Annotated in this window: 26 protein-coding genes and 1 tRNA gene; 13 read left to right on the forward strand and 14 right to left on the reverse strand. The window is 62.4% G+C overall.

All coding sequences use genetic code 11. From position 1 onward, the window contains the following. Nucleotides 1-22: 22 nt before the first annotated feature. The 3 genes from L1K66_RS06105 to L1K66_RS06115 form a co-directional block, all read right to left on the reverse strand. Nucleotides 23-1,504, reverse strand: coding sequence for an SPOR domain-containing protein (locus L1K66_RS06105; protein ID WP_252260075.1), 1,482 nt, complete (start codon nt 1,502-1,504; stop codon nt 23-25). Between the two features lie 65 nt (nt 1,505-1,569). Next, entirely contained in the window at nt 1,570-2,139 is a 570-nt protein-coding gene (locus L1K66_RS06110) for a type II toxin-antitoxin system HicB family antitoxin (protein ID WP_252260076.1), read from the reverse strand. 15 nt (nt 2,140-2,154) lie between these two features. Continuing rightward, nucleotides 2,155-2,880 (reverse strand): ParA family protein, encoded by a 726-nt coding sequence (locus tag L1K66_RS06115; RefSeq protein WP_252260077.1) that lies wholly within the window; start codon nt 2,878-2,880, stop codon nt 2,155-2,157. Nucleotides 2,881-2,992: 112 nt separating this feature from the next. On the opposite strand from L1K66_RS06115, the gene L1K66_RS06120 reads away from it, so the two are divergent. From L1K66_RS06120 to L1K66_RS06130, 3 genes are all read left to right on the forward strand, one after another. Further along, entirely contained in the window at nt 2,993-3,130 is a 138-nt protein-coding gene (locus L1K66_RS06120) for a hypothetical protein (protein WP_252260078.1), read from the forward strand. Between the two features lie 46 nt (nt 3,131-3,176). Continuing rightward, a complete protein-coding gene (locus tag L1K66_RS06125; protein ID WP_252260079.1) occupies nt 3,177-4,292 on the forward strand; it encodes an SPOR domain-containing protein in 1,116 nt (371 codons plus the stop codon). A gap of 86 nt (nt 4,293-4,378) precedes the next feature. Beyond that, nucleotides 4,379-5,668, forward strand: coding sequence for a DUF418 domain-containing protein (locus L1K66_RS06130; RefSeq protein ID WP_252260080.1), 1,290 nt, complete (start codon nt 4,379-4,381; stop codon nt 5,666-5,668). Here the strand turns inward: L1K66_RS06130 and L1K66_RS06135 are convergent. After that, complete coding sequence (locus L1K66_RS06135; RefSeq protein ID WP_252260081.1) at nt 5,657-6,421, reverse strand: hypothetical protein; 765 nt, start codon at nt 6,419-6,421, stop codon at nt 5,657-5,659. The genes L1K66_RS06130 and L1K66_RS06135 overlap by 12 nt on opposite strands. A gap of 145 nt (nt 6,422-6,566) precedes the next feature. On the opposite strand from L1K66_RS06135, the gene L1K66_RS06140 reads away from it, so the two are divergent. Continuing rightward, a complete protein-coding gene (locus tag L1K66_RS06140) occupies nt 6,567-6,770 on the forward strand; it encodes a (2Fe-2S)-binding protein (protein ID WP_252260082.1) in 204 nt (67 codons plus the stop codon). A 161-nt stretch (nt 6,771-6,931) separates the two neighbouring features. Beyond that, nucleotides 6,932-7,414: a bacterioferritin gene (gene bfr / locus L1K66_RS06145; protein ID WP_252260083.1), complete on the forward strand. Its 483-nt coding sequence runs from the start codon at nt 6,932-6,934 to the stop codon at nt 7,412-7,414. Between the two features lie 77 nt (nt 7,415-7,491). Here bfr and L1K66_RS06150 read toward each other — a convergent pair whose 3' ends face one another. Next, entirely contained in the window at nt 7,492-8,079 is a 588-nt protein-coding gene (locus L1K66_RS06150; protein ID WP_252260084.1) for a TetR/AcrR family transcriptional regulator, read from the reverse strand. A gap of 66 nt (nt 8,080-8,145) precedes the next feature. On the opposite strand from L1K66_RS06150, the gene L1K66_RS06155 reads away from it, so the two are divergent. Continuing rightward, nucleotides 8,146-8,727: an NAD(P)H-dependent oxidoreductase gene (locus tag L1K66_RS06155; protein WP_252260085.1), complete on the forward strand. Its 582-nt coding sequence runs from the start codon at nt 8,146-8,148 to the stop codon at nt 8,725-8,727. Between the two features lie 3 nt (nt 8,728-8,730). Here L1K66_RS06155 and L1K66_RS06160 read toward each other — a convergent pair whose 3' ends face one another. The 3 genes from L1K66_RS06160 to L1K66_RS06170 are packed head-to-tail and all read right to left on the reverse strand — an operon-like array spanning nt 8,731 to nt 11,012. Then, complete coding sequence (locus L1K66_RS06160; protein ID WP_084155563.1) at nt 8,731-9,210, reverse strand: DUF2721 domain-containing protein; 480 nt, start codon at nt 9,208-9,210, stop codon at nt 8,731-8,733. After that, nucleotides 9,207-10,655, reverse strand: coding sequence for a ribosome biogenesis GTPase Der (der, locus tag L1K66_RS06165; RefSeq protein ID WP_252260086.1), 1,449 nt, complete (start codon nt 10,653-10,655; stop codon nt 9,207-9,209). The genes L1K66_RS06160 and der overlap by 4 nt, the downstream gene beginning before the upstream one ends. A 51-nt stretch (nt 10,656-10,706) precedes the next feature. Then, nucleotides 10,707-11,012, reverse strand: a complete 306-nt coding sequence (locus tag L1K66_RS06170) for a DUF3297 family protein (protein ID WP_034953168.1) — start codon at nt 11,010-11,012, stop codon at nt 10,707-10,709. 133 nt (nt 11,013-11,145) lie between these two features. On the opposite strand from L1K66_RS06170, the gene L1K66_RS06175 reads away from it, so the two are divergent. Continuing rightward, nucleotides 11,146-11,230 (forward strand) — tRNA-Leu (locus L1K66_RS06175). Between the two features lie 66 nt (nt 11,231-11,296). Next, nucleotides 11,297-12,859, forward strand: a complete 1,563-nt coding sequence (tig, locus tag L1K66_RS06180; protein WP_252260087.1) for a trigger factor — start codon at nt 11,297-11,299, stop codon at nt 12,857-12,859. Between the two features lie 21 nt (nt 12,860-12,880). On the opposite strand, the gene L1K66_RS06185 is transcribed toward tig, so the two are convergent. Next, on the reverse strand, nt 12,881-14,413 hold the full coding sequence (locus L1K66_RS06185; RefSeq protein ID WP_252260088.1) for an amidase: 1,533 nt from the start codon (nt 14,411-14,413) through the stop codon (nt 12,881-12,883). A 174-nt stretch (nt 14,414-14,587) separates the two neighbouring features. Between L1K66_RS06185 and L1K66_RS06190 the strand changes: the two genes are divergently transcribed. After that, nucleotides 14,588-15,934 (forward strand): acyltransferase family protein, encoded by a 1,347-nt coding sequence (locus L1K66_RS06190; protein ID WP_252260089.1) that lies wholly within the window; start codon nt 14,588-14,590, stop codon nt 15,932-15,934. A 74-nt stretch (nt 15,935-16,008) separates the two neighbouring features. Then, nucleotides 16,009-16,713 carry an ATP-dependent Clp endopeptidase proteolytic subunit ClpP gene (gene clpP, locus L1K66_RS06195; RefSeq protein ID WP_252260090.1) on the forward strand — a complete coding sequence of 235 codons (705 nt, stop codon included), beginning with the start codon at nt 16,009-16,011 and terminating at the stop codon, nt 16,711-16,713. Between the two features lie 11 nt (nt 16,714-16,724). Here clpP and L1K66_RS16435 read toward each other — a convergent pair whose 3' ends face one another. Beyond that, the gene (locus L1K66_RS16435; protein WP_256471493.1) at nt 16,725-16,850 is read right to left on the reverse strand and encodes a hypothetical protein; all 126 of its coding nucleotides are present in this window, start codon (nt 16,848-16,850) and stop codon (nt 16,725-16,727) included. Between the two features lie 126 nt (nt 16,851-16,976). On the opposite strand from L1K66_RS16435, the gene clpX reads away from it, so the two are divergent. The 3 genes from clpX to L1K66_RS06210 are packed head-to-tail and all read left to right on the forward strand — an operon-like array spanning nt 16,977 to nt 19,334. Beyond that, nucleotides 16,977-18,239, forward strand: coding sequence for an ATP-dependent Clp protease ATP-binding subunit ClpX (gene clpX / locus L1K66_RS06200; protein WP_034952219.1), 1,263 nt, complete (start codon nt 16,977-16,979; stop codon nt 18,237-18,239). Beyond that, the gene (locus L1K66_RS06205) at nt 18,239-18,583 is read left to right on the forward strand and encodes a hypothetical protein (protein WP_252260091.1); all 345 of its coding nucleotides are present in this window, start codon (nt 18,239-18,241) and stop codon (nt 18,581-18,583) included. The genes clpX and L1K66_RS06205 overlap by 1 nt, the downstream gene beginning before the upstream one ends. A 55-nt stretch (nt 18,584-18,638) precedes the next feature. Continuing rightward, complete coding sequence (locus L1K66_RS06210; RefSeq protein ID WP_252260092.1) at nt 18,639-19,334, forward strand: aspartate/glutamate racemase family protein; 696 nt, start codon at nt 18,639-18,641, stop codon at nt 19,332-19,334. Between the two features lie 299 nt (nt 19,335-19,633). Here L1K66_RS06210 and L1K66_RS06215 read toward each other — a convergent pair whose 3' ends face one another. The 4 genes from L1K66_RS06215 to L1K66_RS06230 all read right to left on the reverse strand — a co-directional run bounded on the left by L1K66_RS06215 (nt 19,634) and on the right by L1K66_RS06230 (nt 22,657). Continuing rightward, nucleotides 19,634-20,197 (reverse strand): fasciclin domain-containing protein, encoded by a 564-nt coding sequence (locus tag L1K66_RS06215; RefSeq protein ID WP_252260093.1) that lies wholly within the window; start codon nt 20,195-20,197, stop codon nt 19,634-19,636. Nucleotides 20,198-20,346: 149 nt separating this feature from the next. Then, complete coding sequence (locus L1K66_RS06220; protein WP_252260094.1) at nt 20,347-21,120, reverse strand: anti-sigma factor; 774 nt, start codon at nt 21,118-21,120, stop codon at nt 20,347-20,349. Beyond that, a complete protein-coding gene (locus tag L1K66_RS06225) occupies nt 21,117-21,704 on the reverse strand; it encodes a sigma-70 family RNA polymerase sigma factor (RefSeq protein WP_252260095.1) in 588 nt (195 codons plus the stop codon). Before L1K66_RS06225 ends, L1K66_RS06220 begins: the two co-directional genes overlap by 4 nt. Then, complete coding sequence (locus L1K66_RS06230) at nt 21,704-22,657, reverse strand: cation diffusion facilitator family transporter (protein ID WP_252260096.1); 954 nt, start codon at nt 22,655-22,657, stop codon at nt 21,704-21,706. The genes L1K66_RS06225 and L1K66_RS06230 overlap by 1 nt, the downstream gene beginning before the upstream one ends. Between the last annotated feature and the right edge of the window lie 3 nt (nt 22,658-22,660).

Below are 22,660 nucleotides of genomic sequence, written 5' to 3' on the forward strand. Positions count from 1 at the left end.
CTCGCTGAAGTTGGTTTGCGGGTTAGCGTGAACGTGCGGCCACGCGAACGCCGTTGTCGACCGCGCCTGCGGGCGGGTTCGATGCGGCATAGGCAAAGCAGCCACGGCCCGAAGACTTTACGGTTCCGCACATGCTGCTGGCGGTGCGCGAAGTGAAGCCTGCCGCAGCGACGCGGAAGAACGTGCGACCGTTGACCTTGGCTTCGGTGATGACAACGTCATGCTTGGAAAGCTGCGGGAAGCGGCGCTGGAATTCGCGCCACTTGGATTCCGCCACAGCACGGCTTTCGAAGGCGCCGAGCTGGACGAGGTGGGTTGCATCCGCCCCGGTCGCGACAGCCATCGGCTGCGCTGCGGCGCGTGCCTGTGCAGGAGCGCGAACGGGCTGCGGGCGAGCGGCCTGCGCCGGACGCGGCGCGGACACGGGAACTTGCTGCACCACGGCGTTGGAGACGAAGCGCGGTGCGCCACGCGAAGGAGCGGCAGCGGCAACCGGCGTTGCCACAGGGGCCGGAGCGGAACTGCGCACCGGCGCGGTTACCGCCGGAGCGGCCTCAGCCACGCGCACCGGGCTGGCGGCGCGCGGGGTCGGGTCAACCGTCTCTACGGCATCTTCGTCCTTGTCCTCGACATAGACGGTATCGATGTCGCGAATGCCAAAGGCCATTGCTTCGCTTTGAGTCGGCTTGGCTTCGGCGAACTCGGCCGGAGCGGCATCGCTGCTGCCGGTTTCGGCTTCGGCGACGAGCACTTGCTGGCTCGGGAAATTGGCGAGCGCGAGATGCTGCGGCTGGCCGCCGTCGGCAATCGGGCTGATGCCCAGCAGCTTCGCTACGCGGACCATGTGGTCTTCCGGGCGAGCAGTGGAGGCCCATTCGGTGAGGCGCGCATCGAGCTGGTCTGCCGGAACGTCTTCGGCAGCCATGACGCGCGCAGCCGGCCAATTGCCTGCGAGCGCATAGGAATAGGCAAGGTTCTGGCGGGCCTTGGCGCTGGTGTCGCCATTGCGCACCGTGTTCACGAGGTAATGCACGCCGCGTTCCGGAGCACCCGCGAGCGCCATCGCAAGGCCCAGATCAGCGGCGGGGATCGCGCTTTCATGGGCTTGCAGAGTTTGCAGCGCAGCGGTGTTGTTGCCGATGGCGACCTGTGCAAGGGCATAGCTCAGAACGGTGCGCGGATCGCTGTCACCCAGTTCGATCGCTTCGCCAAAGGCGGTTGCGGCGGACTGGAAACGGCCTGCCTCAAGATAGGATGCACCCAGCAGCGCACGGAAACCGGCGTTACGCGGTTCGGCCAGCACAGCGGCTTCGGCGTGGGCGACGGCATTGTCCACCTTGCCATTCTGAAGCGCGGCCTGAGCCTTGGTGAACGACACTTCCGCGGGCGGCGCCGATGCCGCACAACCGGCGAGCGCGAGGCTTGCCAGCGCGGTGCCGATGAAAAGGGCCATCTTCGGGCCACTGCTGCGGCTGTTGGTAAAGCCTTGATTATCGCGGGCCATTGTCGTTTCCCCTAAATTAACCATGATTGTCAGCGTTTTGATCGAGTTTGGTTAACAATTAGTTGTCAGTTGCTAGTCATGCGCCCGTTCAGGCGCTGGGCGATGGTGTCGAGATCCTCGATCCCGGCGAGCAAGGCATCGAGCGCCTCGGTTACCAGCGCCTGTGCGCTGACGCCCTGGATCGTCGCTGCGAGCCGCAGCTTGAGGTGACGTTCGGTGTCGAGCCGCAGCGTGAAGGCGGCGCGACGCGAATTGCGCGATGCCTGTTTGCGCGCTGGTGCGGGCTTGCTCTGGATCAGTTCGGCTTCGTGATCTTCATTGTCCTGGCCGATTGCCGCATTCGCCAGAAGTTGATCAGCCAGATTGCGCTGTTGCCGCACGACCAGCGGGCTTTCTTCGCCTTGCGGCAGTTCCGCAGGAGTGGCCGCATTGCTCAGGATCGAGACGACATCCGCGCTACCATTGTCAGTCTGGCTTGCGTCATCATGACCCATGTCGTTCCAGCCGAGGTCTTCGAGCTGGTCTTCGGCCACGACTTCGGGAAGCGGGGCGAGTTGCGGGCGCATGGCGGGCTTTGCGCCACCTTTGCGGGCGAGCAAAGTCGGTCCAAGCGAGGCAAAGCTGGCTTCGGACATCGCGGTGCAGCCCCCTTACTGGGCCACCCGGCGGCCAAAGCCGCCAACGGGGCGATGCACGCCGCCTGCCTGTGCCTGGTTCACGCCGGTTCCGGGCGCGGCGAACACAGTGCGGCCGAAATTCTTTTCGAGCCGGTCCGAGATGTACTTCCACAGTGCGGTGATTTCGGCGGCGCTGCGGCCTTCGGGATCGACTTCCATGACGGTCCGACCGTCAATCATCGATGCGGCGAAATCGGTGCGGTGATGCAAGGTTACCGGTGCCACCGTGCCGTGCTGCGACAGCGCGACGGCGGCTTCGGAAGTGATCTTGGCCTTGGGCGTGGCCGCGTTGACCACGAAGATCAGCGGCTTGCCCGCGCGTTCGCAAAGATCGACCGTTGCGCCGACGGCGCGCAGATCGTGCGGGCTCGGACGGGTCGGAACGACGATCAGCTCGGCGACACTGATCACCGACTGGATTGCCATGGTAATTGCAGGCGGCGTGTCGATGACCGCGAGCTTGAAGCCCTGCTGGCGAAGCACCTGAAGATCGGCGGCAAGCCGCGATACGGTGGTTTGCGCAAAGGCCGGATATTCGGCTTCGCGTTCATTCCACCAATCGGCCAGCGAGCCTTGCGGGTCGATGTCGATCAGGACGACCGGCCCTGCGCCTGCGCGCTGGGCCTGAACGGCCAAATGCCCGGAAAGGGTGGTTTTCCCTGATCCGCCTTTCTGCGATGCCAAAGCGAGTACACGCAACGCTCGGTCCCCCTGGTTATAGACCTGTAATCGTCGCCTTAATGCGACCGGATGAACCTCTGGATCGCAGGATACCCCTAATTTTGAGTTAATGCGGGGCTCGCCCTTTTTGATGCGTTTCAAGCACCTGCCGCGCTTCGATCTTGCCGAGACTTGCGCCGCGCAGAGCCGTCGCAAACGGCTGGGCGAAGGGCGTGCATGGTCATTGCAGGGGCTGTGCAACGAAATGCTAACCACTTCTTCACTATGATCCTCGTCACTCTTTTCGCACGCTGCCACACAGGAGCGCTAATCTGATGGCCCGTAACGCGTTTTCTTTCGCCCGCCCTGCCACCCGGCTTGCTGCCGGTCTTGGTGCCTGTGCAATCGCTTTTGCAGCCGTTCCTGCCGCCGCCGATGTGAAGGCCGGGGTCGACGCATGGAGCCAGGGCGACTACGCTACTGCGGTTGCCGAATGGGAGGGGCCGGCACAGGCGGGTGATGCCGATGCGCTGTTCAATCTCGCTCAGGCATATCGCCTCGGACGCGGGGTCGAAGCGGACATGGAACGGGCCAGCGCCCTTTACGAACAGGCCGCCGCGCGTGGTCATGTGAAAGCAGCCGACAATTACGGACTGCTGCTGTTCCAGCAGGGGCAGCAGGACAAAGCCATGCCGCTGATCTCCGCAGCGGCAGATCGCGGCGATCCGCGCGCGCAATATGTTCTGGGGCTTGCGCATTTCAACGCCGACTTCGCGTCAAAGGACTGGGTGCGCGCCTATGCCTTGCTTACTCTGGCGAATGGCGCGGGTCTGCCGCAGGCGGCAACCGCGCTGCAGCAGATGGACAGCTATGTCCCATTAAGCCAGCGTCAGCAGGCCCAGACCCTTGCCCGTTCGATGGAGGAACAGGCCGCGCAGCGTCGTTCGGCGGAGTTGGCCGCACTGGATCTGGGCGCATCGCCAGCGGCTACTGCTTCTGCTCCGGTTTCGGCTCCCGCTCCCGCTCCGGTACAGCCAGCGGTGACCCGCTCCGCAGCGGCCGATCAGAGGCCGGTGCGCGTGGCCGGTCAGGTTGAACGCCAGTCACGAACGCCGGTTCAGGTGCAGCCCGCGCCTGCACCCGCACAGCGCATGGTTGCGGCTGCTCCCGCACCCGCTCCGGCGCCCGTCGCAGCACCCGCTTCTGCTCCTGTGCGGGCTTCGGGCAACTGGCAGGTGCAGCTCGGCGCATTCGGCGTTGCGGGCAATGCCGATCGCCTGTGGACGCGCCTGCAATCCAATCCGGCGCTCGCCGGAACGCGCAAGTCGCTGGTTCCCAGTGGCAACGTCACCCGCTTGCTGGCCGTCGGCTTTGGCAGCCGTGCCGAAGCGCAGGCGGCCTGCGACACGTTGAAGCGGCAAGGGCAGGGCTGCATCGTCAAGGCGCCATGACCGCTCGACCACGGTCGCGATAATCACTTCCCCTCGGGCGCGCGGCTGCTAGGTTGGCCGGGCTAGCTGGCATAGGGGGATCATACATGAACGAAGCCATCGCGGACGGTGCAGCCGATCAGGCCGCGACACCCGACTTTGCACCGGTCGCTGCCAAGGACCGGATCGAAACGCTCGATTTCATTCGCGGGCTGGCGGTGATGGGCATTCTGGCGGCGAATATCGTTGCCTTTGGCCAGCCGATGAATGCCTATATGTGGCCCGAAGCTTTCCTGACCCCTGCGGACGACCCGGATGGCTGGATGTGGATTGCGCAATTTGTCCTGGTTGATGGCAAGATGCGCGGGCTGTTTACCCTCCTGTTCGGTGCGGGGCTGTATCTCTTCATGGAGCGCACATGGGCGCGTGGCGGTACGCGCTGGTTGCAGATGTGGCGGCTGTTCATCCTTGCCCTGTTCGGGGCAATCCATTTCTTCCTGATCTGGTTCGGTGACATCCTGCTTTACTACGCCATTATCGGGTTCCTCGTCGTCCCCTGTCTCAAATGGAGTGCGAAGTCGCAGCTGTGGACCGGCCTGATCGGCTATTTCTTCGGCGTTTTGTTCTACGCAGCTTTCATGAGCCTACCCTACCTCGTCGCCGATACACCGCTTGGCGATGAAGGCGGGCCAATGGCGGAAATGCGTCCGGACATGATCGAATCCCAGCAGCAGCAGCTGGATGACGGCAAGGTCGAAACTGCGCTGCTCGAATCGGGTGATTATTCCGGCTTTGTCGCGCACCGTGTGAGCGAACATAGCATCGATCCGATCGCAAACACCTTCCTGTTCGGGTTCGAGACCCTGCCGCTGATGTTGCTGGGTGTGGCGTTGTACCGGTTCGGCTTTTTCAGTGGCGGTTTCGATCAACGCAAGATGAAGCTGTGGGGATGGATCGGCTTTATAGGCGGCGCGCTGGGGCATCTGGCGATTGGGCTGTTCGTGAGAGAAGGCGGCTTTACCTTTTACGCCACGCTGGCGGCCTTCGTCGGGTGGAGCCCCCTGCCAAGGATATTCATGGTTTTGGGCATTGCCGCGTTGCTGGTGGCCTATTCGCCGGGCTGGACGGGGGCGCTGGCGGACCGTGTGCGCGCGGCGGGGAGGGCAGCCTTCACCAATTACCTTGGCACCTCGATCGTCATGCTGTTCATCATGCACGGCTGGGCGCTGGGCCTGTTTGGGAAGCTCAACCGTCCCGAACTCTATTTGCTGACTTTCACGATGTGGGTGTTGATGCTGGCCTGGTCGAAGCCGTGGCTGGAGCGGTATCGTTATGGTCCGCTCGAATGGCTGTGGCGCTGCCTCACCTATCGCAAGGCGTTTCCGCTAAAGCGGTGACAGCATGTAGGCGGCAACGCGCGGCTCGAGATCGTCGGGCAGCGCCGTCAGCCCAGTGTAGACGGCAACGCCGACCTTGCACTGGTCTTCGGGCGGCAGTGCCTCCATCGCCGCGTCCGATCCCAATGCCGCCTGCAGATCCGGGGCAATTCCGGTGGCCGATATCGCCTTGCCCAATTGCTCGAAATCGGCCTCGTCCGGCGCGGCATAGGCTTCGGGAGTGTCGCGCCCGGCGGCTGCGGCGCGCACCATTGCCGCATTGCGCCGGGTGATCGCGGCTGCGACCGCGCCCTGCTTGTCATCGACATAGACCCATTCGCCCATTGTCATGGCCGCGCATTGATCCTGCGATGCGCGCTGCAACGCGGAGTAAAGCTCACCCTCGGTCGCGCTCCAGACCAGCATCGCCTTGGGTGGAGCCTTCACCGCATCCGTGCCGATGCGGGCGAAGAAGTCGCGCAGCCACTCCGCAGCGACGGCTTCGGTGCGGGTAGCGTCGGCGCGCTCCTGATTGTCCAGCGCCCTCAAGCGCCCGACAAGATCGGCAAAGTCATCGGGGTAATGGGTCTTGATCGTCGCCCACAAATCCTCGCTTCCGGGGGAGGACAGTATGCCCTGTTCGATCGCGTCGGCTTCCTGTTCTGGGCTAAGGCCGCATCCGGAGATCAGAGCGCACGCGCCCGCCAAAGCCGTTGCCGAGAGTGCGAAATGGCGCGTTATGCCGCGCGCTGTGCCGTTGCTGCTGCGTCCCATTACGCCGTCTATATCGCAAACCTGCGCGAGCGCCATAGGGCTCGGGTGGAGCGTCTATCGCCTACCATGCGCTTTCCGCTTGCTATTGCGATTAATTCGCATATCTTGTTCTTGCAAACGCCTCGCAGGAGTGATTCCCGACGCCATGTATATCTGCATTTGCAATGCCATCCGCGAAGATGACCTGCGCAAGGCTGCCTTGACTTCGGGTGGCGATGCAGAAGCGACCTATGCGACGCTGGGCAAACGTCCCAATTGCGGCCAATGCCTTGGAAAGGCGGGGCAAATTATCGATCAGGAGCGTGCGCTTAGCGCAGGGCATTTCACCTGCGAAAAAGTCGCAATATAAACTAGCAAGCCGCTATTGCGAGCGGATCGCAAACAACTGATTCTAAACGAAAATAATTCCGCCACCCTCTTGTCAGGCAAGGGGGCAAGGCTTTATTTAGTCCCCTGACATGGCCAGCGCTTTGATCTGGCTCAAACTGCAAATCCAAGGGGTATCACGCCATGAAAGGCGATCCGAAAGTCATCGAATTCCTCAACAAGGCGCTCACCAACGAGCTGACCGCGATCAACCAGTATTGGCTGCACTACCGCGTGCTCGACGATTGGGGCGTGACCAAATTGGCCGCTTATGAGCGCAAGGAATCGATCGAGGAAATGGAGCACGCTGACAAACTCGCTGCGCGGGTCCTGTTCCTCAACGGCCTGCCCAATTTCCAGGCGATCCACAACCTGCGCGTGGGCGAAAACGTGCTCGAAATCCTGAAAGCCGACATGGCGCTGGAAGAAGACGCGATCCCGCTGCTGCGCGATGCCATCGCCTATTGCGAAAGCGTGCGCGATTACGTCAGCCGCGATCTGTTCGCGCATATCCTCGATAACGAGGAAGAGCACGTCGACTTCCTCGAAACCCAGTTCGACATGATCGAGCGGATGGGCCTAGAAAACTACGTCCAGCTGCAAAGCAAGGCAGCGGGCGAAGACTAAGGTTTTTCCTCAGAGCCTGAAGGGTCGTACCGAAAGGTTTGGGAAGGGCGGGGCAGCGATGCTCCGCCCTTTCTGCTTCAGCCGATCAACACTTCGCGCGCGCTGCGCTGCATCTGGGTGATGTAGTCCCCCTGCGACCACCCGCATTCGCGCACCAGCAATTCCCAGTTGCGCATCGACAGCAGCATCCAGAGCCAGTCGGTCGCCTGATCATGCGTCCAGTGATCGGCAAGCTGTCCGTCCCGTTCGAGATTGGCGACGGCAGCGGCGCATCCGTGGCGCACGCCCTGCATCCGGTCATGCCATGCGTCACGCGCCGCTTCATCGCTGTCCATCATCGCCATGAAGGCCCGGGCCACGCCCCACACCTTGGGGATGTGATTGCCGAAAGCCTCGATAAAGGCGTCCAGCCGTTCGACACCCGATTGTGCCGCACGGCTGGCGGCAAGCTGTGCATCGACATCATGAACTGCGTCGAGATGGCGCGCGGTGGCGACCAGCAATTCCGAGCGACTGGGAAAATGAAGGTAGAGCGCCTGACGGCTGATACCGGCTGCCTTGGCGATATCGTTCATCCGGCTTTTGCCCGGATCCTCCCCTTCGAGAATGCGCTGCGCCGCTTCGAGAATGCGGTTGCGGGTGGCGTTGAGTTTTTCGCTTGACATGATGTCAAGTTATCTCCAATTGACGCCGTGTCAACTTTACACAGTGTCAAGAAAAGGTGAATCACGATGAGCGAACGGGTTTTTGTATGGGTGGCCCATCCACGGGCGGGATCATTCAGCGCGGCGCTGGCCGATGCCTATCAGCAGGCGGCGCAGGCGGCCGGGGCAGAAGTGCGTCGGATGGATCTGAGCGAGATGGAATTTTCGAGCGAGTTTCGCGGTTATGGCGATGCCCCCGCGCTCGAGCCGTCACTTCAACAGTGGCAGGCCAATCTCGCATGGGCAGATCGCGTGCTGATCGTTCACCCCTTGTGGTGGGGCGCGATGCCGACGCTGGCCAAGAGCGTGCTCGACCGGGCGCTGACGCCGGGCTTTGCCTATAAGTACAAGGCGCGTGGCATGGCTTGGGACAAGCTGCTGGAAGGCAAAACGGGTGATGCGATCATCACCGCCGATACGCCGACATGGGTCGATACATGGCTTTACAACAAGCCCGCCCGCCGCACGATCAAGCAGGCGGTCTACCAGTTCTGCGGCATCAGGCCGCGGTTCATCAGGCAGTTGGGATCGGTGAAGCTGTCGGATGCTGCAGCCCGAGACAAATGGCTGGGGCTGGCAACGCAGATGGGCGCCAAAGCAGCCGCCTGAAGCCTAAACGCCGTCGGTCTTCGGGCCGTCCGCTGCCAACAGGGTTTCACGCAGGAAGTAGATGAGGCCAGTGATCAGCAGGCTGACAGTCACGATCCACAGCACCGCGACAAAGGTGCCGATGCGCGGTTCGATATAGGCGGAAAGGAACAGCACCGCGATTTCGAAGCTGATGACAACGGCGGCACCTGTCGAAAACTTGATTGCGAGGCGCGCCAGCTTGCGCCGCCTGCGAAGCCAGGCCAATTCGTTGGCATGGGATATGTTGCACGCGCCTTCACTCGGCTCGGCCAAACGCTCTATGCGCCCGGCGAGCCATGTGAGGCGCGCCATCATGACGTTCATGATGCTGCCGATACCGACCAGCAGAAATGCGGGGGCAAGGCTCAATTCGAGCGCCTGCCGCACCCTGGGGGTGGAGGCGGTGCGCTCGATGATCTCAAGCGCCAGCATGGGATCGGCGGCGATCAGGTTTGCGATCACGACTTGTCCGACCCGGTCGAGTAGTTGCCCCCGCCGCCCTTGTTGGCGTTGTAGGGATTCTTCGGCGATTTCAGCGTCACCCGCACCGGCACCGCGTCAAAGCCAAGCTTGGCACGGATGCCGTTGACGAGATAGCGTTCGTAACTCTTGGGCAGATCGTCCAGCCGCGAACCAAAGATGACGAAGCGGGGCGGGCGGGTGCCAACCTGCGTGATATAGCGCAGCTTTATCCGGCGGCCTCCGGGTGCGGGCGGCGGATTGGCGGCCAGCGCATCGTCGAACCAGCGGTTGAGCGCGGCGGTGGGCACGCGGCGCGACCAGCTTTCGCGCAATTCAAACGCCGCGCCCAGCATGGTGTCCAGCCCTCTGCCGGTCTTTGCCGAGACGGAGAACAGCGGCACCCCGCGAACCTGCGCAAGGCCATCGTGCAGCGCCTGCTTGATGCCGTTGAAAATGCCCGAGGGTGTTTCGGCGGTGTTTTCGCCAGCCACGTCCCACTTGTTGATCGCGACCATCAAGGCGCGCCCTTCCTCAAGCACCATGCTGGCGATCTTGAGGTCCTGATGCTCCAGCCCCTGCGTCGCATCGAGCAGCAGCACGACGACTTCGGCAAAATCCACCGCGCGGCGGGCGTCCGCAACCGAAAGCTTTTCGAGCTTTTCGGTGACGTTGCGCTTCTTGCGCATTCCCGCAGTGTCGATCAGGCGGATGTCGCGCACTTCGCCTGATTTGGGATCGGTCCATTTCCAGTCGATCGCAATCGAATCGCGTGTGATCCCGGCTTCCGGCCCGGTCAGCAGGCGATCCTCGCCCAGCAGCCGGTTGATCAGGGTGGACTTGCCCGCATTCGGGCGTCCGACAATCGCGAGTTTCAGGGGGCCACGCGAATTTTCGGCCTCTTCTTCCTCGCTTTCGGCAAACTCCTCGGCCGCTTCGGCGGCTTCGGCCTTGTCCCCGATCATCGGCCAGAGCGCGCCGAACAGGTCGGCCACGCCTTCGCCGTGCTCCGCGGAAAGCGCCACCGGCTCGCCAAAGCCGAGCGAATAGGATTCCAGCACGCCCGCTTCGCCGGCGCTGCCTTCGGCCTTGTTGGCGACCAGCACGATCGGCACCTGATGCTCGCGCAGATACCGGGCGATCTCATTGTCGAGCGGGGTGAGGCCGGCGCGGGCGTCTACCACGAACAGCGCCGCGTCTGCCCCCTCAAGACTAGCCTCGGTCTGCTTGCGCATCCGGCCGGGCAGGGTCAGCTCGTCCTCGTCTTCCCACCCGGCGGTGTCGACGATGGTGAACTTCATCCCCGCGATCTCGGCATCGCCCATGCGCCGGTCGCGCGTGACGCCTGGCTGATCGTCAACCAGCGCGAGCTTCTTGCCCACCAGCCGGTTGAACAGCGTGGATTTGCCCACATTGGGGCGACCGACCATGATGACCTGCGGTTTCATTTCTGCATTCAAGTGGCCGCTCACCTGCCACTTGGCAAGCAGAACGCCGCTCTAACCCTTCTTCGCGACCGGGGGATTGTCGCCGAGATCTTCGAACCATGCCTCCACCGGGCCGGTCAGCTTGATCGTCAGCGGATTGCCCTTGCGATCGACGGTCTTGCCTGCCTGCACCCGGACCCAACCTTCGGAAATCGAATATTCCTCGATATCGGTGCGCACGCGGTCTTTGAACCGGATGCCGACTCCGCGTTGCAGGATTTCGGCATCGAAAGCCGGGCTGCGCGGATTGACCGAAAGGTGATCGGGCGGAACGTCGGCGCCGCCAGCGGCGGGAGCGGGGGTGGTTTCTTCTGTCATGGCCGCGCCCATAATGCCGGATAGAGTCGTAAACAAGCGCGTTCCACTTGCCCTTTGCGACAAGCGGCGATACAGGCCCCAGCTAATGCGCGCGGGAGGCCTACGGTGTCCCGCGCGGCTTCGTTCGGGGAATGCGGGCGTGGCGAAATTGGTAGACGCGCCAGATTTAGGTTCTGGTATCGCAAGATGTGGGGGTTCGAGTCCCTTCGCCCGCACCAGTTTCCCCCCGTGGCAGGAACCGGACATCCGACAAATTCGCTCAAGAAGGCTTCAGTTTAACTCTCATGCAAACCAAGCAGACCGTCAACGAAGGGCTCAAGCGCGCCTATCTCATCACGATCACCGCCGACGAGATTTCGGCCAAGATCGACGCCGAGATCAAGAAGATCGCGCCGCAGGTGAAAATGCCCGGCTTCCGTCCCGGCAAGGTGCCCGCGAATCTCGTGAAGAAGATGCATGGCGAGCAGCTGCACGCGCAGACGCTGAACGACATGATCCGCGAATCGACCGACAAGGTGATGAAGGACGAGGAACTGCGTCCCGCGATGCAGCCTGCCATTTCGCTTGGCGAAGGCTACGAACAGGGCAAGGACGCCGAAGTCACGCTTGAACTCGAAGTGCTGCCGGTTGTCGAAACCCCTTCGACCGACGGTCTGAAGCTCGAAAAGCTGGTCGTCCCCGTTTCGGACGAGCAGATCGACGAGGCGCTGCAGAACATCGCCGGTCAGAACAAGAGCTACAAGGACGCTGCCAAGACCAAGAAGGCGGCTGAAGGCAACCAGCTGATCATCGATTTCGTCGGCAAGCTCGACGGCGTCGAATTCGAAGGCGGCAAGGCCGAAGACGCCGCTCTGGTGATCGGTTCGGGTGCGTTCATTCCGGGCTTTGAAGAGCAGCTGGTGGGCGTGAAGACCGGTGATGAAAAGACCATCACGGTCACTTTCCCGGAAGACTACCAGGCTGAACATCTCGCGGGCAAGGAAGCGACTTTCGACATCACCGTGAAAGCGGTGAAGGTTGAAACCGATACCAAGGTGGACGAAGATTTCGCCAAGAACCTCGGTCTCGACAGCCTCGACAAGCTGAAAGAGATCATCAAGGGCCAGCTGGAACAGCAGACCGCCGGTCTGACCCGCACCCAGATGAAGCGTTCGCTGCTCGATCAGCTGGCTGCAGGCCACGATTTCGAAGTGCCGGCGACCATGGTCGAAGCCGAATTCGACCAGATCTGGGCGCAGCTTCAGCAGGAAGCCGCACGCGAGGAAGATCCTGCCGAAGCGCTCAAGCAGATCGAGGACGAAAAGGACGATTACAAGGCGATCGCCGAACGTCGCGTCCGTCTGGGCCTGCTGCTGTCCGAAATCGGCCAGGCCAACGGCGTCGAAGTGACGGGTCAGGAAATGCAGATGCTGATCCAGCAGGCTGCCTCGCAGTACCGCCCCGAAGACCGTGACCGGTTTGTCCAGTACATCCAGCAGGAACCGATGGCCGCTGCTCAGCTGCGCGCCCCGCTGTACGAAGACAAGGTTGTCGACTTCCTGTTCGACAAGGCCGAAGTGACGACACGTGAAGTGACGATCGAAGAGCTTCAGGCCGCGATCGAAGCGGAAGGGGAAGCCGAAGCCGCGAAGGCAAAGGCGCCGGCCAAGAAGAAGGCTCCGGCCAAGAAGGCCCCGGCGAAGAAGGCTGCAGCCAAGACTGACGAAGTCGAAGCGGAAGCCAAGCCTGCGGCGAAGAAGGCCCCTGCCAAGAAAGCACCGGCCAAGAAGCCCGCGCCCAAGGCAGAGGCAGCCGAGAAGGCGCCGGCAAAGAAGGCTCCTGCCAAGAAGCCTGCGGCCAAGAAGTAAACAATTTAATGGGGCCGGGCGTCAGTCGCCCGGTTGCCATCGACGGAACGAGGGCTCGGGCAGCGTTGCTGTCCGGGCCTTTTCGTATGCCGCGCCCAGTTTCAGCACCTCGTGATCGGCCCACTTCGCGCCGAAGAAGCTGATGCCCACCGGCAGCCGTTCGACATGGCCCATGGGGACGGTGAGATGCGGATAGCCCGCGATGGCGGCGGGTGATCCGAAGCCGATCGAGCCGTTGAAATGATCGCCCAGCACCAGATCGCTCATCCATGCCGGGCCGCGCGTGGGCGCCACGAGGAATTGGACATTGTTGTCCGCCAGCAGCACGTCGAGCGTTTCCTCGCCCGCGATCCTGACGGCATTCTCCCGCGCCTTCTCATAGGCTTCGCGGTCGGTCGTCGCATCGGCTTCTAGGAAGATGCTCTGATCGAACCAGCGCATTTCGGTGGCGGCGTTGGCTTCATTGAAAGCGATCAGATCGGCAAGGCTGCGCGGGGTGTCCTGCCCTTCCATTGCCGGGATCGAAGAGAGGTATTTGCCCATCTCTTCGCGCAGTTCGTATTTCAGCACGGTGTAGCTATCGCCGTACATTTCGCGGTTCGGTTCGAATTCGATATCGACCAACACAGCGCCTGCGGCTTCCAGATCGGCCAGTGCCTGTTCGAACACTTCCACCACTTGCGCATTGCTGCCCATCTGGTTGCGCATCACGCCGATCCGCACCCCTGCGAGCGAGAATTCGCCGATTCCTGCGGTGTAATCGGCAACGCGCGGCACGCCGATTGTGGCCGGATCCTCAGGGTCTTCCCCGGCGATCGCGGACAGCAGCAGCGCCGCGTCGTAAACCGATTTGGTCATCGGCCCGGCGGTGTCCTGCGTGCTGGAGATCGGGACGACATGCGTGCGGCTGACGATCCCGACACTCGGCTTGAACCCGACGATCCCGTTGATCGATGCCGGACATGTGATTGACCCGTTCGTTTCCGTCCCGATTGCCGCCCAGGCAAAGCCTGCCGCGATTGCAGCGCCGCTGCCTGATGACGAACCGCAGGTGTTGCGATCGATCGCGTGCGGATTGCGGGTCAGCCCTTCGATGGCGCTCCACCCGCTGGTCGAATCCTCGGAACGGATATTGGCCCATTCGGACAGGTTGGTCTTGCCCAGCACCACGCCGCCCGCCGCGCGCAGATTGGCGATCAGCGGCGCGTCGCGCCCGGTGCGATTGTTGGCAAGGGCAAGGCTGCCCGCCGTGGTCGGGAATTCGCGCGTCTCGATATTGTCCTTCACCAGCACGCTGCGTCCACGCAGGATCCCGGTGGAGGCGAGGCGGCGCGCTTCGACAGGGGCTTCGACATTGTAGTCGATCACGGCGTTCAGCTGCGGCCCGGCATCGTCCAGCGCCTGAATGCGCAGGATGTAATCCGTCACCGCCATGGTTTCGGCGAAGGAATCGCGCATCTGGGAGGCAGGCGCACTGTCCTGCGCATGGGCAGTGGTGGTGACAAGCGCGGTGGATGTCAGGGCGGCGAGTGCGATCAGCGATGTCTTGGTCATAGGGCGATACACTGCGCATTCCGCGAAAGATGGCAAGAGCGCGCGTGTTAACTGTTTGCTGGATTGGCGTCCCGGCATTGGACGCGGCGAGTGGGTGCATTGTCTAGCTCGCCTTAACCCGTATCCGTCACAACCGGACGACTCCCTCGAACGGATGACAGCAGACCCCGCACGATGACGACAGCAACGGAAATTTGCGCGAGTGCCGCCACCGGCCAGAAACGCAAACATTACCATGATATCGATGGCGCGCGTTCGGTGCTGATGTTCCTTTCGGTCGCGCTGCATGCGGGCACCGTCTATGCCCCGGCGCGTCCGTGGATCACCGCCAACACCGACCGAGCTGATTTCTTCGACTGGCTGATTTTCGGCATCCACCTGTTCGTGACGCCGACATTCTTCTTTGTCGGTGGGTTCTTCGCCGTGCTGTTGCTGACGCGGAGGACTCCGGCGGATTTCCTGTGGAACCGTTTCCTGCGGACGGCGGTGCCGCTGATCTTTTTCGCGCTGACATTCAACATGATCGAGCATTACCTGCGTTGGGGCGATGCGGGGGGCGAAGGGTCGATGCTCGACTGGATCGCCAGCCCTGCCTTTGTCGAGGTCTGGGCCGGTGGCACGTGGCAATTGCACCTGTGGTTCCTCGTCAGCCTGATCCCGATGTTCCTGCTGGCTGCGGCAGTGCAGGTGGCGATCCCCAAGTCATCGCGGGTGCGCGGGTTTGCGGTGGCGCTGTCAGACCGGTTCGGCGGGCTGATCCGGGGCAGCCTGCCCTTCGCGTTCGGCCTCTTGCTCCTGGGCTTTGCCAACACCGCCAATTACGCCTCGGCTAGCCTTGTACCGGGCAGCTATGACCTCATCGCGCCGGGCTTCCAGAGCTGGTACAAGCTGACAGCGGAATTTCCGTTCTTCGTGATCGGAGTGATGGCGGCTCTGTCGCCGCGCCTGCTTGAGGCGCTGACACAGTGGCGTTGGTGGATGCCCTATGCGGCGGCGGCGGCGCTGATCCTCCAGCCTTATCCGATGGCTGATCAGGGCTATATCCTGCCCTTCGTCCGCGATTTGACGGCGTCGATCGGGGTCGACCTCGGCCCGGATCGCACCTTCGCCACGCGGCTTACGCTGCTGTTCCTCAATCAGCTGGCGATCTGGACAATCGTGCTGTTCATCCTGCAATTCTTCCATCGCTATTTCAGCGCAGGCGGACCGCGCACCACGTGGCTGGCTGATTGCGCGCTATCGATGTACCTGTTCCACCACTGCTTCGTGTACATTTACGGCCAGATGCTGGTGCAGGTGGACTGGCCGATCTGGGTCGAATTCACCGTGCTGACGCTGGCGGCGGCGGGAACGGTGGTGGCGATCCACGAATTGCTGGTGCGGCGTTTCGCGATCTGGCGCCTGCTCGCCAATGGCAAGACCGATGTCGAACAGGTGAGGAAACAGCCGGGCCTGCTCGCGGCGTTTTTCTCGAACCCCGCCGCGAAATCGCGCCCCAGTGGCAAGCTTTCCCCAAGCTGAAGGTTAATCCCCTTGAAGTCTGCGCGGCTGCGTCCGACATAGGCGTGCAATTCAAGGACGAGGAAAAAGACCCCATGATCGATCTGCTCGGCAATTCCGGCGAAACCTATGGCACCCAGGGCCAGTTCACCCGCGATCCGCTTACCGGCGCGCTGGTGCCCGTGGTGGTGGAGCAGACCAGCCGGGGTGAACGCAGCTTCGACATCTTCAGCCGCCTGCTGCGCGAACGCATCGTGTTCGTCACCGGTCAGGTCGAAGACGGCATGGCTTCGCTGATCACGGCCCAGCTGCTGTTCCTCGAAAGCGAAAACCCGTCCAAGCCGATCAGCATGTACATCAATTCACCCGGTGGGGTGGTGACGGCCGGCATGGCGATCCACGACACGATGCAGTACATCAAGCCGCGCGTGTCGACGGTGTGCATGGGGCAGGCCGCTTCGATGGGCAGCTTCCTGCTGGCTGCTGGTGAGCCGGGCATGCGCGTCGCGCTCCCCAATGCGCGGATCATGATCCACCAGCCTTCGGGCGGTGCGCGCGGCATGGCTTCGGATATCGAAATCCAGGCCCGCGAAATCCTGCGCATCAAGGCGCGGATGAACGACCTTTACGTCAAATACACCGGCCAGAGCCTTGAAGAGATCGAAAAGGCGATGGACCGCGATACCTTCCTCGAAGCGGAAGAAGCCAAGAAATTCGGCCTGGTCGACAAGGTATTCGAAACCCGCCCCGAAACCGAGGAATCGGACGGCGAAGAAGGTTCGGGCGGCGCTCCTGAATAAGGCTGGCCGGATTAAGCCTGGCCGGAATAACGCTGGCCAATAGCGCCAGTGGCGGCGCGTTCATGCGCGTCGTACCATCCGCCCCGGATCGGGACGCTGGCGTGAACAACGCCCGGCGATGCTTGCAAGTGGTGCACGAAAACCACTTAACCGGAGCCAAAAAACCGTGCCTCGCGAGTTGATTCATCTGGCGGCGAGGATAATGTTAGCGAATCCTGCGGTAGGATGCCCACAATCCGCCGCCGGATTCGAGGATTACAGGAATGACCAAATTGAGCGGATCTGACAGCAAGAGCACTCTGTATTGCAGCTTCTGCGGGAAGTCGCAGCACGAAGTGCGCAAGCTTATCGCCGGCCCCACCGTGTTCATCTGTGATGAATGCGTCGAGCTGTGCAACGACATCATCCGCGAAGAGACCAAGGCCGGGATCGCCGGCAAGAAGGAAGGCGAAGTGCCGACCCCTTCGGAAATCTTCGCCACGCTCAACGATTACGTGATTGGCCAGAATTCGGCCAAGCGCAATCTCTCGGTCGCGGTTCACAACCACTACAAGCGCCTGAAGCACAGCGGCAAGGCCGACGGGGTGGAACTGGCCAAGTCGAACATCCTGCTGGTCGGCCCGACGGGTACCGGCAAGACTCTGCTGGCGCAGACGCTGGCGCGCACTTTCGACGTGCCCTTCACCATGGCCGATGCCACCACGCTGACCGAAGCGGGTTACGTGGGTGAAGACGTCGAAAACATCATTCTCAAGCTGCTGCAAGCCTCCGACTACAACGTCGAAAAGGCGCAGCATGGCATCGTCTACATCGACGAAATCGACAAGATCACGCGCAAGGCGGAAAATCCCTCTATCACCCGCGACGTGTCGGGCGAAGGCGTGCAGCAGGCGCTGCTCAAGCTGATGGAAGGCACCACGGCTAGCGTCCCGCCGCAGGGCGGTCGCAAGCATCCGCAGCAGGAATTCCTGCAGGTCGACACCACCAACATCCTGTTCATCTGCGGCGGCGCCTTCGCCGGTCTGGACAAGATCATTGCCGACCGTCTGCAGAAGCGTTCGATCGGCTTCGGCGCGCATGTCGCCGACCCGGAAAAGCGCAAGGTTGGCGAACTGCTTGAAAAGAGCGAGCCGGAAGACCTGCTGAAATTCGGTCTCATCCCCGAATTCGTCGGTCGTCTGCCGGTGATCGCGACGCTGCACGATCTCGACGTCGATGCACTGATCACGATCCTGACCGAACCTAAGAACGCGCTGGTCAAGCAGTACAAGAAGCTGTTCGAGCTTGAAGACGTCGAGCTGACCTTCACCGACGAAGCGTTGAAGGCGGTGGCCGAACGCGCGATCAAGCGCAAGACCGGCGCACGCGGCCTGCGTTCCATCGTCGAAGCGATCCTGCTCGACACGATGTTCGACCTGCCCGACATGGAAGGCGTCACCGAAATCGTCGTCGATGCCGAAGTGGTCGAAGGCAAGAAGGACCCGATCCGCGTCCACGGTGGCGAGGCGAAGGAAGAAGCGGCCTGATGAGCATCAGTTTCGGCACTGTAGCGATCGTTTTGGTCGCCATTGTGCTGCTGTTGCTTTCAGGTGTCTGGACCGATCGGACGTACAGCCGTTTCAGCGAACTGCCTGGTCATTACGATTTCAGGGGGCGGGCCACGCGAATGGCTCCGCGCCGGACGATGGCCTGGCTACTGCCGCTGACTTTCTCGCTTATGCTTGCGGCGATGGGCGTCGCCATGGCCATGCTCCCTGCCGATGTTCAGAACAGCCCGGATGCCGGCCTGGTTATCGCCAGCATCACCTTGCTTGGCGCGCAGGGGCTGGTGCTGTGGCTGCTTGATCGCTGGGCAGCCGGGCAAGCTTGACGGAACGCGTACCTCTCCGTTGCTTTCGCAACAGGGCGGGCCGTAATGGGCGCCCATGAAAACCATCGGCATCATCGGCGGAATGAGCTGGGAAAGCTCGGCGCAATATTACGCGATCATCAACCGGGCGGTGCGCGATCGGCTCGGCCCATCGCATTCGGCGAAGATCCTGCTCCACAGCCTCGATTTCGGACCCATCGCCGCGTTTCAGGCTGCGGGGGAGTGGGACCGGCTGGGCGAGATCATGGCGGACAGCGCAAGGGCGCTGGAGGCGGGCGGGGCGGATTGCATCGTCATCGCCACCAACACGATGCACAAGCTGGCAGACCGCGTCGAAGCGGCAACCGCCCTGCCGCTGCTGCATATCGCCGATGCAACCGGGGCTGCCATCGTGGCAGAGGGCCATGCCAGGGTTGCGCTGCTCGGCACCGGCTTCACCATGGAGCAGGATTTCCTGAAAGCCCGCCTTGCCGAACGCCACGGGCTCGAAATCATCATACCCGACGCCAAAGACCGGGGCGAGGTCCACCGGGTGATCTACGAGGAACTCATCGCGGGTAAGATTCTGAAATCATCACGCGATGCCTATTGCGGCATAATCACCCGGCTGTCCGCGCGCGGGGCGCAAGCGGTGATTTTCGGCTGCACCGAGATCGGCCTGCTGCTTTCTGCTGATGACAGCCTTTTACCCGTGTTCGACACGACATGGCTACACGCCCGCGCGGCGGCCGAATTCGCACTGAAGCCCTAGACGCTTTCCTACTTGGCCTGCTTCGTGCCATGACCATGTACGAAGGAGCGAAAAATTCTTTAAAATAGGATAAGTGTCAACTTCGCTTTGCGGCCCGTTTTCCTCATCATATCAGTCCTTTGATTGGGGAAACCGCGATCGTCACGATGTCGGCTTTGTCAACTTCCTGCGCAGGTGCAGCATCGCTGTGAAAGCTAAACCCCGCCCGGCCTGGAGGATTGGCCGGACGGGGTCGGGACGTGGCGGGCCCAAGGGTGGGAGGGGAACGGCGGGCCGCGCCAACTGAAAACAGCTACGGATCAGCCCGGCAGAAAGACGCCGTCGGTGACGTGAATTACGCCGTTTGAGGTATCGACATCGGCCTGCGTCACGGCAGTGGCGCGTCCGGCGGCATCGGTGATGACGATGGTGTCACCCGAAAGGCGCGCGGTGAGAGTGCCGCCTGCCACGGTCTCGATGGTGGCTTCGCCGCCCTTGGACTTGATCAGGGTGGTCAGGTCGCTCGCCGTGACCCGCCCTGCGACCGCGTGATAGGTCAGGATGCCGGTTAGCGTGCCCTTGTTTTCCGGCTTCACCAGAGTGGCGACGGTGCCTTCGGGCAGCTTGGCAAAGGCGGTGTCGGTCGGGGCGAAGATGGTGAAGGGGCCAGGGCTGGAAAGCGTTTCGACCAGACCGGCGGCCTGCACTGCGGCAACCAGCGTCTGATGCACGCCGGTGCTGACGGCGGTTTCGACGATGTTCGGTGTCTGCGCCTGGCTGGCGTGATGGTGCTGGTGATTATGCGCTGTTGCCGGGGTGATGGCAGCGATGGCGGCAGCGGCGGCAAACAGGCTGGTCTTGATGGTCTTGGTAGGGACAGGCATTGGGATCTCCTTGGTTAAGGCAAGCCCTCCCGATCTTGCGCAAGAGCTACGACACCGCTGGCATGAGGGATGCACTGCTTCTGCATTTGTTTGAAAAATTTCGCGAAAGTGCCGTGAAGCGGTTTCGGCAAGCGGCAGGCCGAGCGGTCTTAAACCTGCGAGAACGCGCCTTGAGCCACCACCGGGCCGGCATCCTGACCTTCGGGTTTGCCCCCGATGGGCTCACGCGTCAGCACCAGCCCGACGCCGCTTGAAAGGTTGCGGGTCACGTCCTCGGGCAGGTCCATGCGGGCGACCGCTCCCGGTGTCACCACGCCAAGCGATTGCAGCGCGCTGCCATCGGCAGGCACCAGCCACAATTCGTGATCATGCACTCCGTCCGCCGTCAGCCCGATCGCGCCGACCAGCATCTCGCCGGTTTCGGGAATGTAGGTGACGTCGAGCCGCAGTCCGGCATCGCCAATCGGAACCTGTGCGACCAGAGGATTACTGACCGCAAGCTGCGGAGCGCCGGTGGGCGCCGGATCTGGCGCGGCCTGCGGCCCAAGCACGAGCACTGCCAGCAGCACAGCCGCCGCCGCAGAAGTGATCGCAGCGGTCCATTGCCAGCGCCGCGCGCGTGCCTGCGCCTTTGCAAGTTCGAATGCCACGACTTCGCCGCCGGTCCCGGCTGCGGGCGCATTCAGTGCTGCGGCTATGCCTTGCCACACATGCGCGCCGGGTTCGGCACCGGCGATATCGTCAGTCCAAGGCGCGAACCAGTTGTCCCACCATTGCTTGCGCCATGCAAAATTCGGATCGCTCGCATATTTGCCGCGCGCGTCGAGCAGTTCCTCGCCTTCGAGCAGGCCCAGCGCCCATTCCGCCGCGATCATCGGATCGTCGCGGTCGATATCTTCGGGGGTCTTGTCCGTATCGCTCATGACGCCTCACTCGCTTCCAGACAGGCGCGCAGTCTTTGCAGGCCGCGGCGGATCCAGCTTTTCATCGTGCCGAGCGGCACATCGGCAGCTTCGGCCAGCTGGGCATAGGTGTAGCCTTCGAAAAAGGCCGAGCGGATGTGCGCGGCGGTGTTTTCGTCCAGCTTTGAAAGGCACTGATGGATTTGCGCAGTCCGTTCCGCATCAACCAGCAGCGCGTCTGCCAGCGGTGCTTCGTCGGGAAGCGGCAGGGCTTCTTCCACCGGCACCGCTCCGCTGCGGACCTTGCCCGTGCGCAGCCGGTCAACCGCCCGGTTGCGCGCAAAGGTCGCCAGCCACGAAATCGGGCTCGCCCGCGTGGGATCGTATCGGTCGGCGCGTTGCCACAGATTGATGTAGACGTCCTGCAAGGCGTCCTCGGCTTCCTTTCTGTCGCCCAAGATACGCAGGCATATGCCAAACAGTTTCACCCGCGTCGCAGCGTAGATTTCCTCAAGCGCCGCGCTATCGCCATCGGCAAGACGCACCATGGCATCGCGCAGCCGCTCACGTGCGATCGTTGCCGGATCAGTGCGCCCGTCGGCCATCAGCAATCGGCCTTGCACGCGTGCGGCCAATTGCCGCGTTCCACCTGAATCGTGGCATGGCCGATGCCGAACCGATCTTCGAGATCGTGGGCGATGGCGTGCAGGAATTCATCCGAAGCCGGCCCGTCAGGCATGACGAGATGCGCGGTCAGCGCCGTTTCCGTTGTCGACATTGGCCAGATATGCAGATCGTGCACCGCGCTCACCCCTTCGAGCCCAGCCAGATGCGCGCGCACTTCGGCCACGTCAATCCTTGCAGGAACTGCAAGCAAGCCCAGCCTGATGCTGTCCTTGGCCAGACCCCAGGTACCCCAGGCGATCATCGCGACAATGGCAAAACTGACCAGCGGATCGATCCACCACAGGCCGGTGAACAGGATGGCAATCCCGGCCACCACCACGCCCACAGATACCAGCGCATCGGCGGCCATGTGGAGATAGGCGCCGCGGATGTTGAGATCATCCTGCCCGCGCAGGAACAGCAGCGCGGTGGCGGTGTTGATGACGACGCCGATCCCGGCGACGATGATGATCACCATCCCCTGCGGTTCGCTTGGCTCGAACAGGCGATGCGCGGTTTCGAACAGGATCGCCCCGATCGCGAAGGCCAGCAGCAACGCATTGGCGATGGCAGCGAGTATGGTCGAGCTCTTGAAACCGTAGGTGTATCGATCGCTGGGCGCGCGCTTGGCTGCGAGATTGGCCGCCCAAGCCAGCAGCAGCGCGAGCACGTCGGACAGATTATGCCCTGCGTCGGCCACCAGCGCCATTGAATCGTAAAGGAAGCCGAATGTCGCCTCGACCGCGACGAAGGCTGAATTGAGCACGATGCCGATGACAAAGGCGGGGCCGTAATCGACCGGCGCATGATGATGGCCGTGATGATCATGCAGGCCGTGGCAATCGCTGTCGGCGTGGGAATGCCCGTGATGATGTGCTTGTGCGTGACCCATAGA

The organism is Erythrobacter aurantius (assembly GCF_023823125.1).
Classification (GTDB): Bacteria; Pseudomonadota; Alphaproteobacteria; order Sphingomonadales; family Sphingomonadaceae; genus Erythrobacter; species Erythrobacter aurantius.

Coding starts and splice junctions, on each gene's coding strand:
- L1K66_RS06190 (WP_252260089.1), top strand. CDS start 14,588: ATGACGACAGCAACGGAAATTTGCGCGAGTGCCGCCACCGGCCAGAAA.
- L1K66_RS06110 (WP_252260076.1), bottom strand. CDS start 2,139: ATGTCCGAAGCCAGCTTTGCCTCGCTTGGACCGACTTTGCTCGCCCGC.
- L1K66_RS06205 (WP_252260091.1), top strand. CDS start 18,239: ATGAGCATCAGTTTCGGCACTGTAGCGATCGTTTTGGTCGCCATTGTG.
- L1K66_RS06105 (WP_252260075.1), bottom strand. CDS start 1,504: ATGGCCCGCGATAATCAAGGCTTTACCAACAGCCGCAGCAGTGGCCCG.
- L1K66_RS06120 (WP_252260078.1), top strand. CDS start 2,993: ATGCGTTTCAAGCACCTGCCGCGCTTCGATCTTGCCGAGACTTGCGCC.
- L1K66_RS06170 (WP_034953168.1), bottom strand. CDS start 11,012: ATGACAGAAGAAACCACCCCCGCTCCCGCCGCTGGCGGCGCCGACGTT.
- clpP (WP_252260090.1), top strand. CDS start 16,009: ATGATCGATCTGCTCGGCAATTCCGGCGAAACCTATGGCACCCAGGGC.
- L1K66_RS06135 (WP_252260081.1), bottom strand. CDS start 6,421: ATGGGACGCAGCAGCAACGGCACAGCGCGCGGCATAACGCGCCATTTC.
- bfr (WP_252260083.1), top strand. CDS start 6,932: ATGAAAGGCGATCCGAAAGTCATCGAATTCCTCAACAAGGCGCTCACC.
- L1K66_RS06185 (WP_252260088.1), bottom strand. CDS start 14,413: ATGACCAAGACATCGCTGATCGCACTCGCCGCCCTGACATCCACCGCG.
- L1K66_RS06215 (WP_252260093.1), bottom strand. CDS start 20,197: ATGCCTGTCCCTACCAAGACCATCAAGACCAGCCTGTTTGCCGCCGCT.
- L1K66_RS06130 (WP_252260080.1), top strand. CDS start 4,379: ATGAACGAAGCCATCGCGGACGGTGCAGCCGATCAGGCCGCGACACCC.
- L1K66_RS06230 (WP_252260096.1), bottom strand. CDS start 22,657: ATGGGTCACGCACAAGCACATCATCACGGGCATTCCCACGCCGACAGC.
- tig (WP_252260087.1), top strand. CDS start 11,297: ATGCAAACCAAGCAGACCGTCAACGAAGGGCTCAAGCGCGCCTATCTC.
- L1K66_RS06225 (WP_252260095.1), bottom strand. CDS start 21,704: ATGGCCGACGGGCGCACTGATCCGGCAACGATCGCACGTGAGCGGCTG.
- L1K66_RS06150 (WP_252260084.1), bottom strand. CDS start 8,079: ATGTCAAGCGAAAAACTCAACGCCACCCGCAACCGCATTCTCGAAGCG.
- L1K66_RS06220 (WP_252260094.1), bottom strand. CDS start 21,120: ATGAGCGATACGGACAAGACCCCCGAAGATATCGACCGCGACGATCCG.
- der (WP_252260086.1), bottom strand. CDS start 10,655: ATGAAACCGCAGGTCATCATGGTCGGTCGCCCCAATGTGGGCAAATCC.
- L1K66_RS06140 (WP_252260082.1), top strand. CDS start 6,567: ATGTATATCTGCATTTGCAATGCCATCCGCGAAGATGACCTGCGCAAG.
- L1K66_RS06210 (WP_252260092.1), top strand. CDS start 18,639: ATGAAAACCATCGGCATCATCGGCGGAATGAGCTGGGAAAGCTCGGCG.
- L1K66_RS06125 (WP_252260079.1), top strand. CDS start 3,177: ATGGCCCGTAACGCGTTTTCTTTCGCCCGCCCTGCCACCCGGCTTGCT.
- L1K66_RS06155 (WP_252260085.1), top strand. CDS start 8,146: ATGAGCGAACGGGTTTTTGTATGGGTGGCCCATCCACGGGCGGGATCA.
- clpX (WP_034952219.1), top strand. CDS start 16,977: ATGACCAAATTGAGCGGATCTGACAGCAAGAGCACTCTGTATTGCAGC.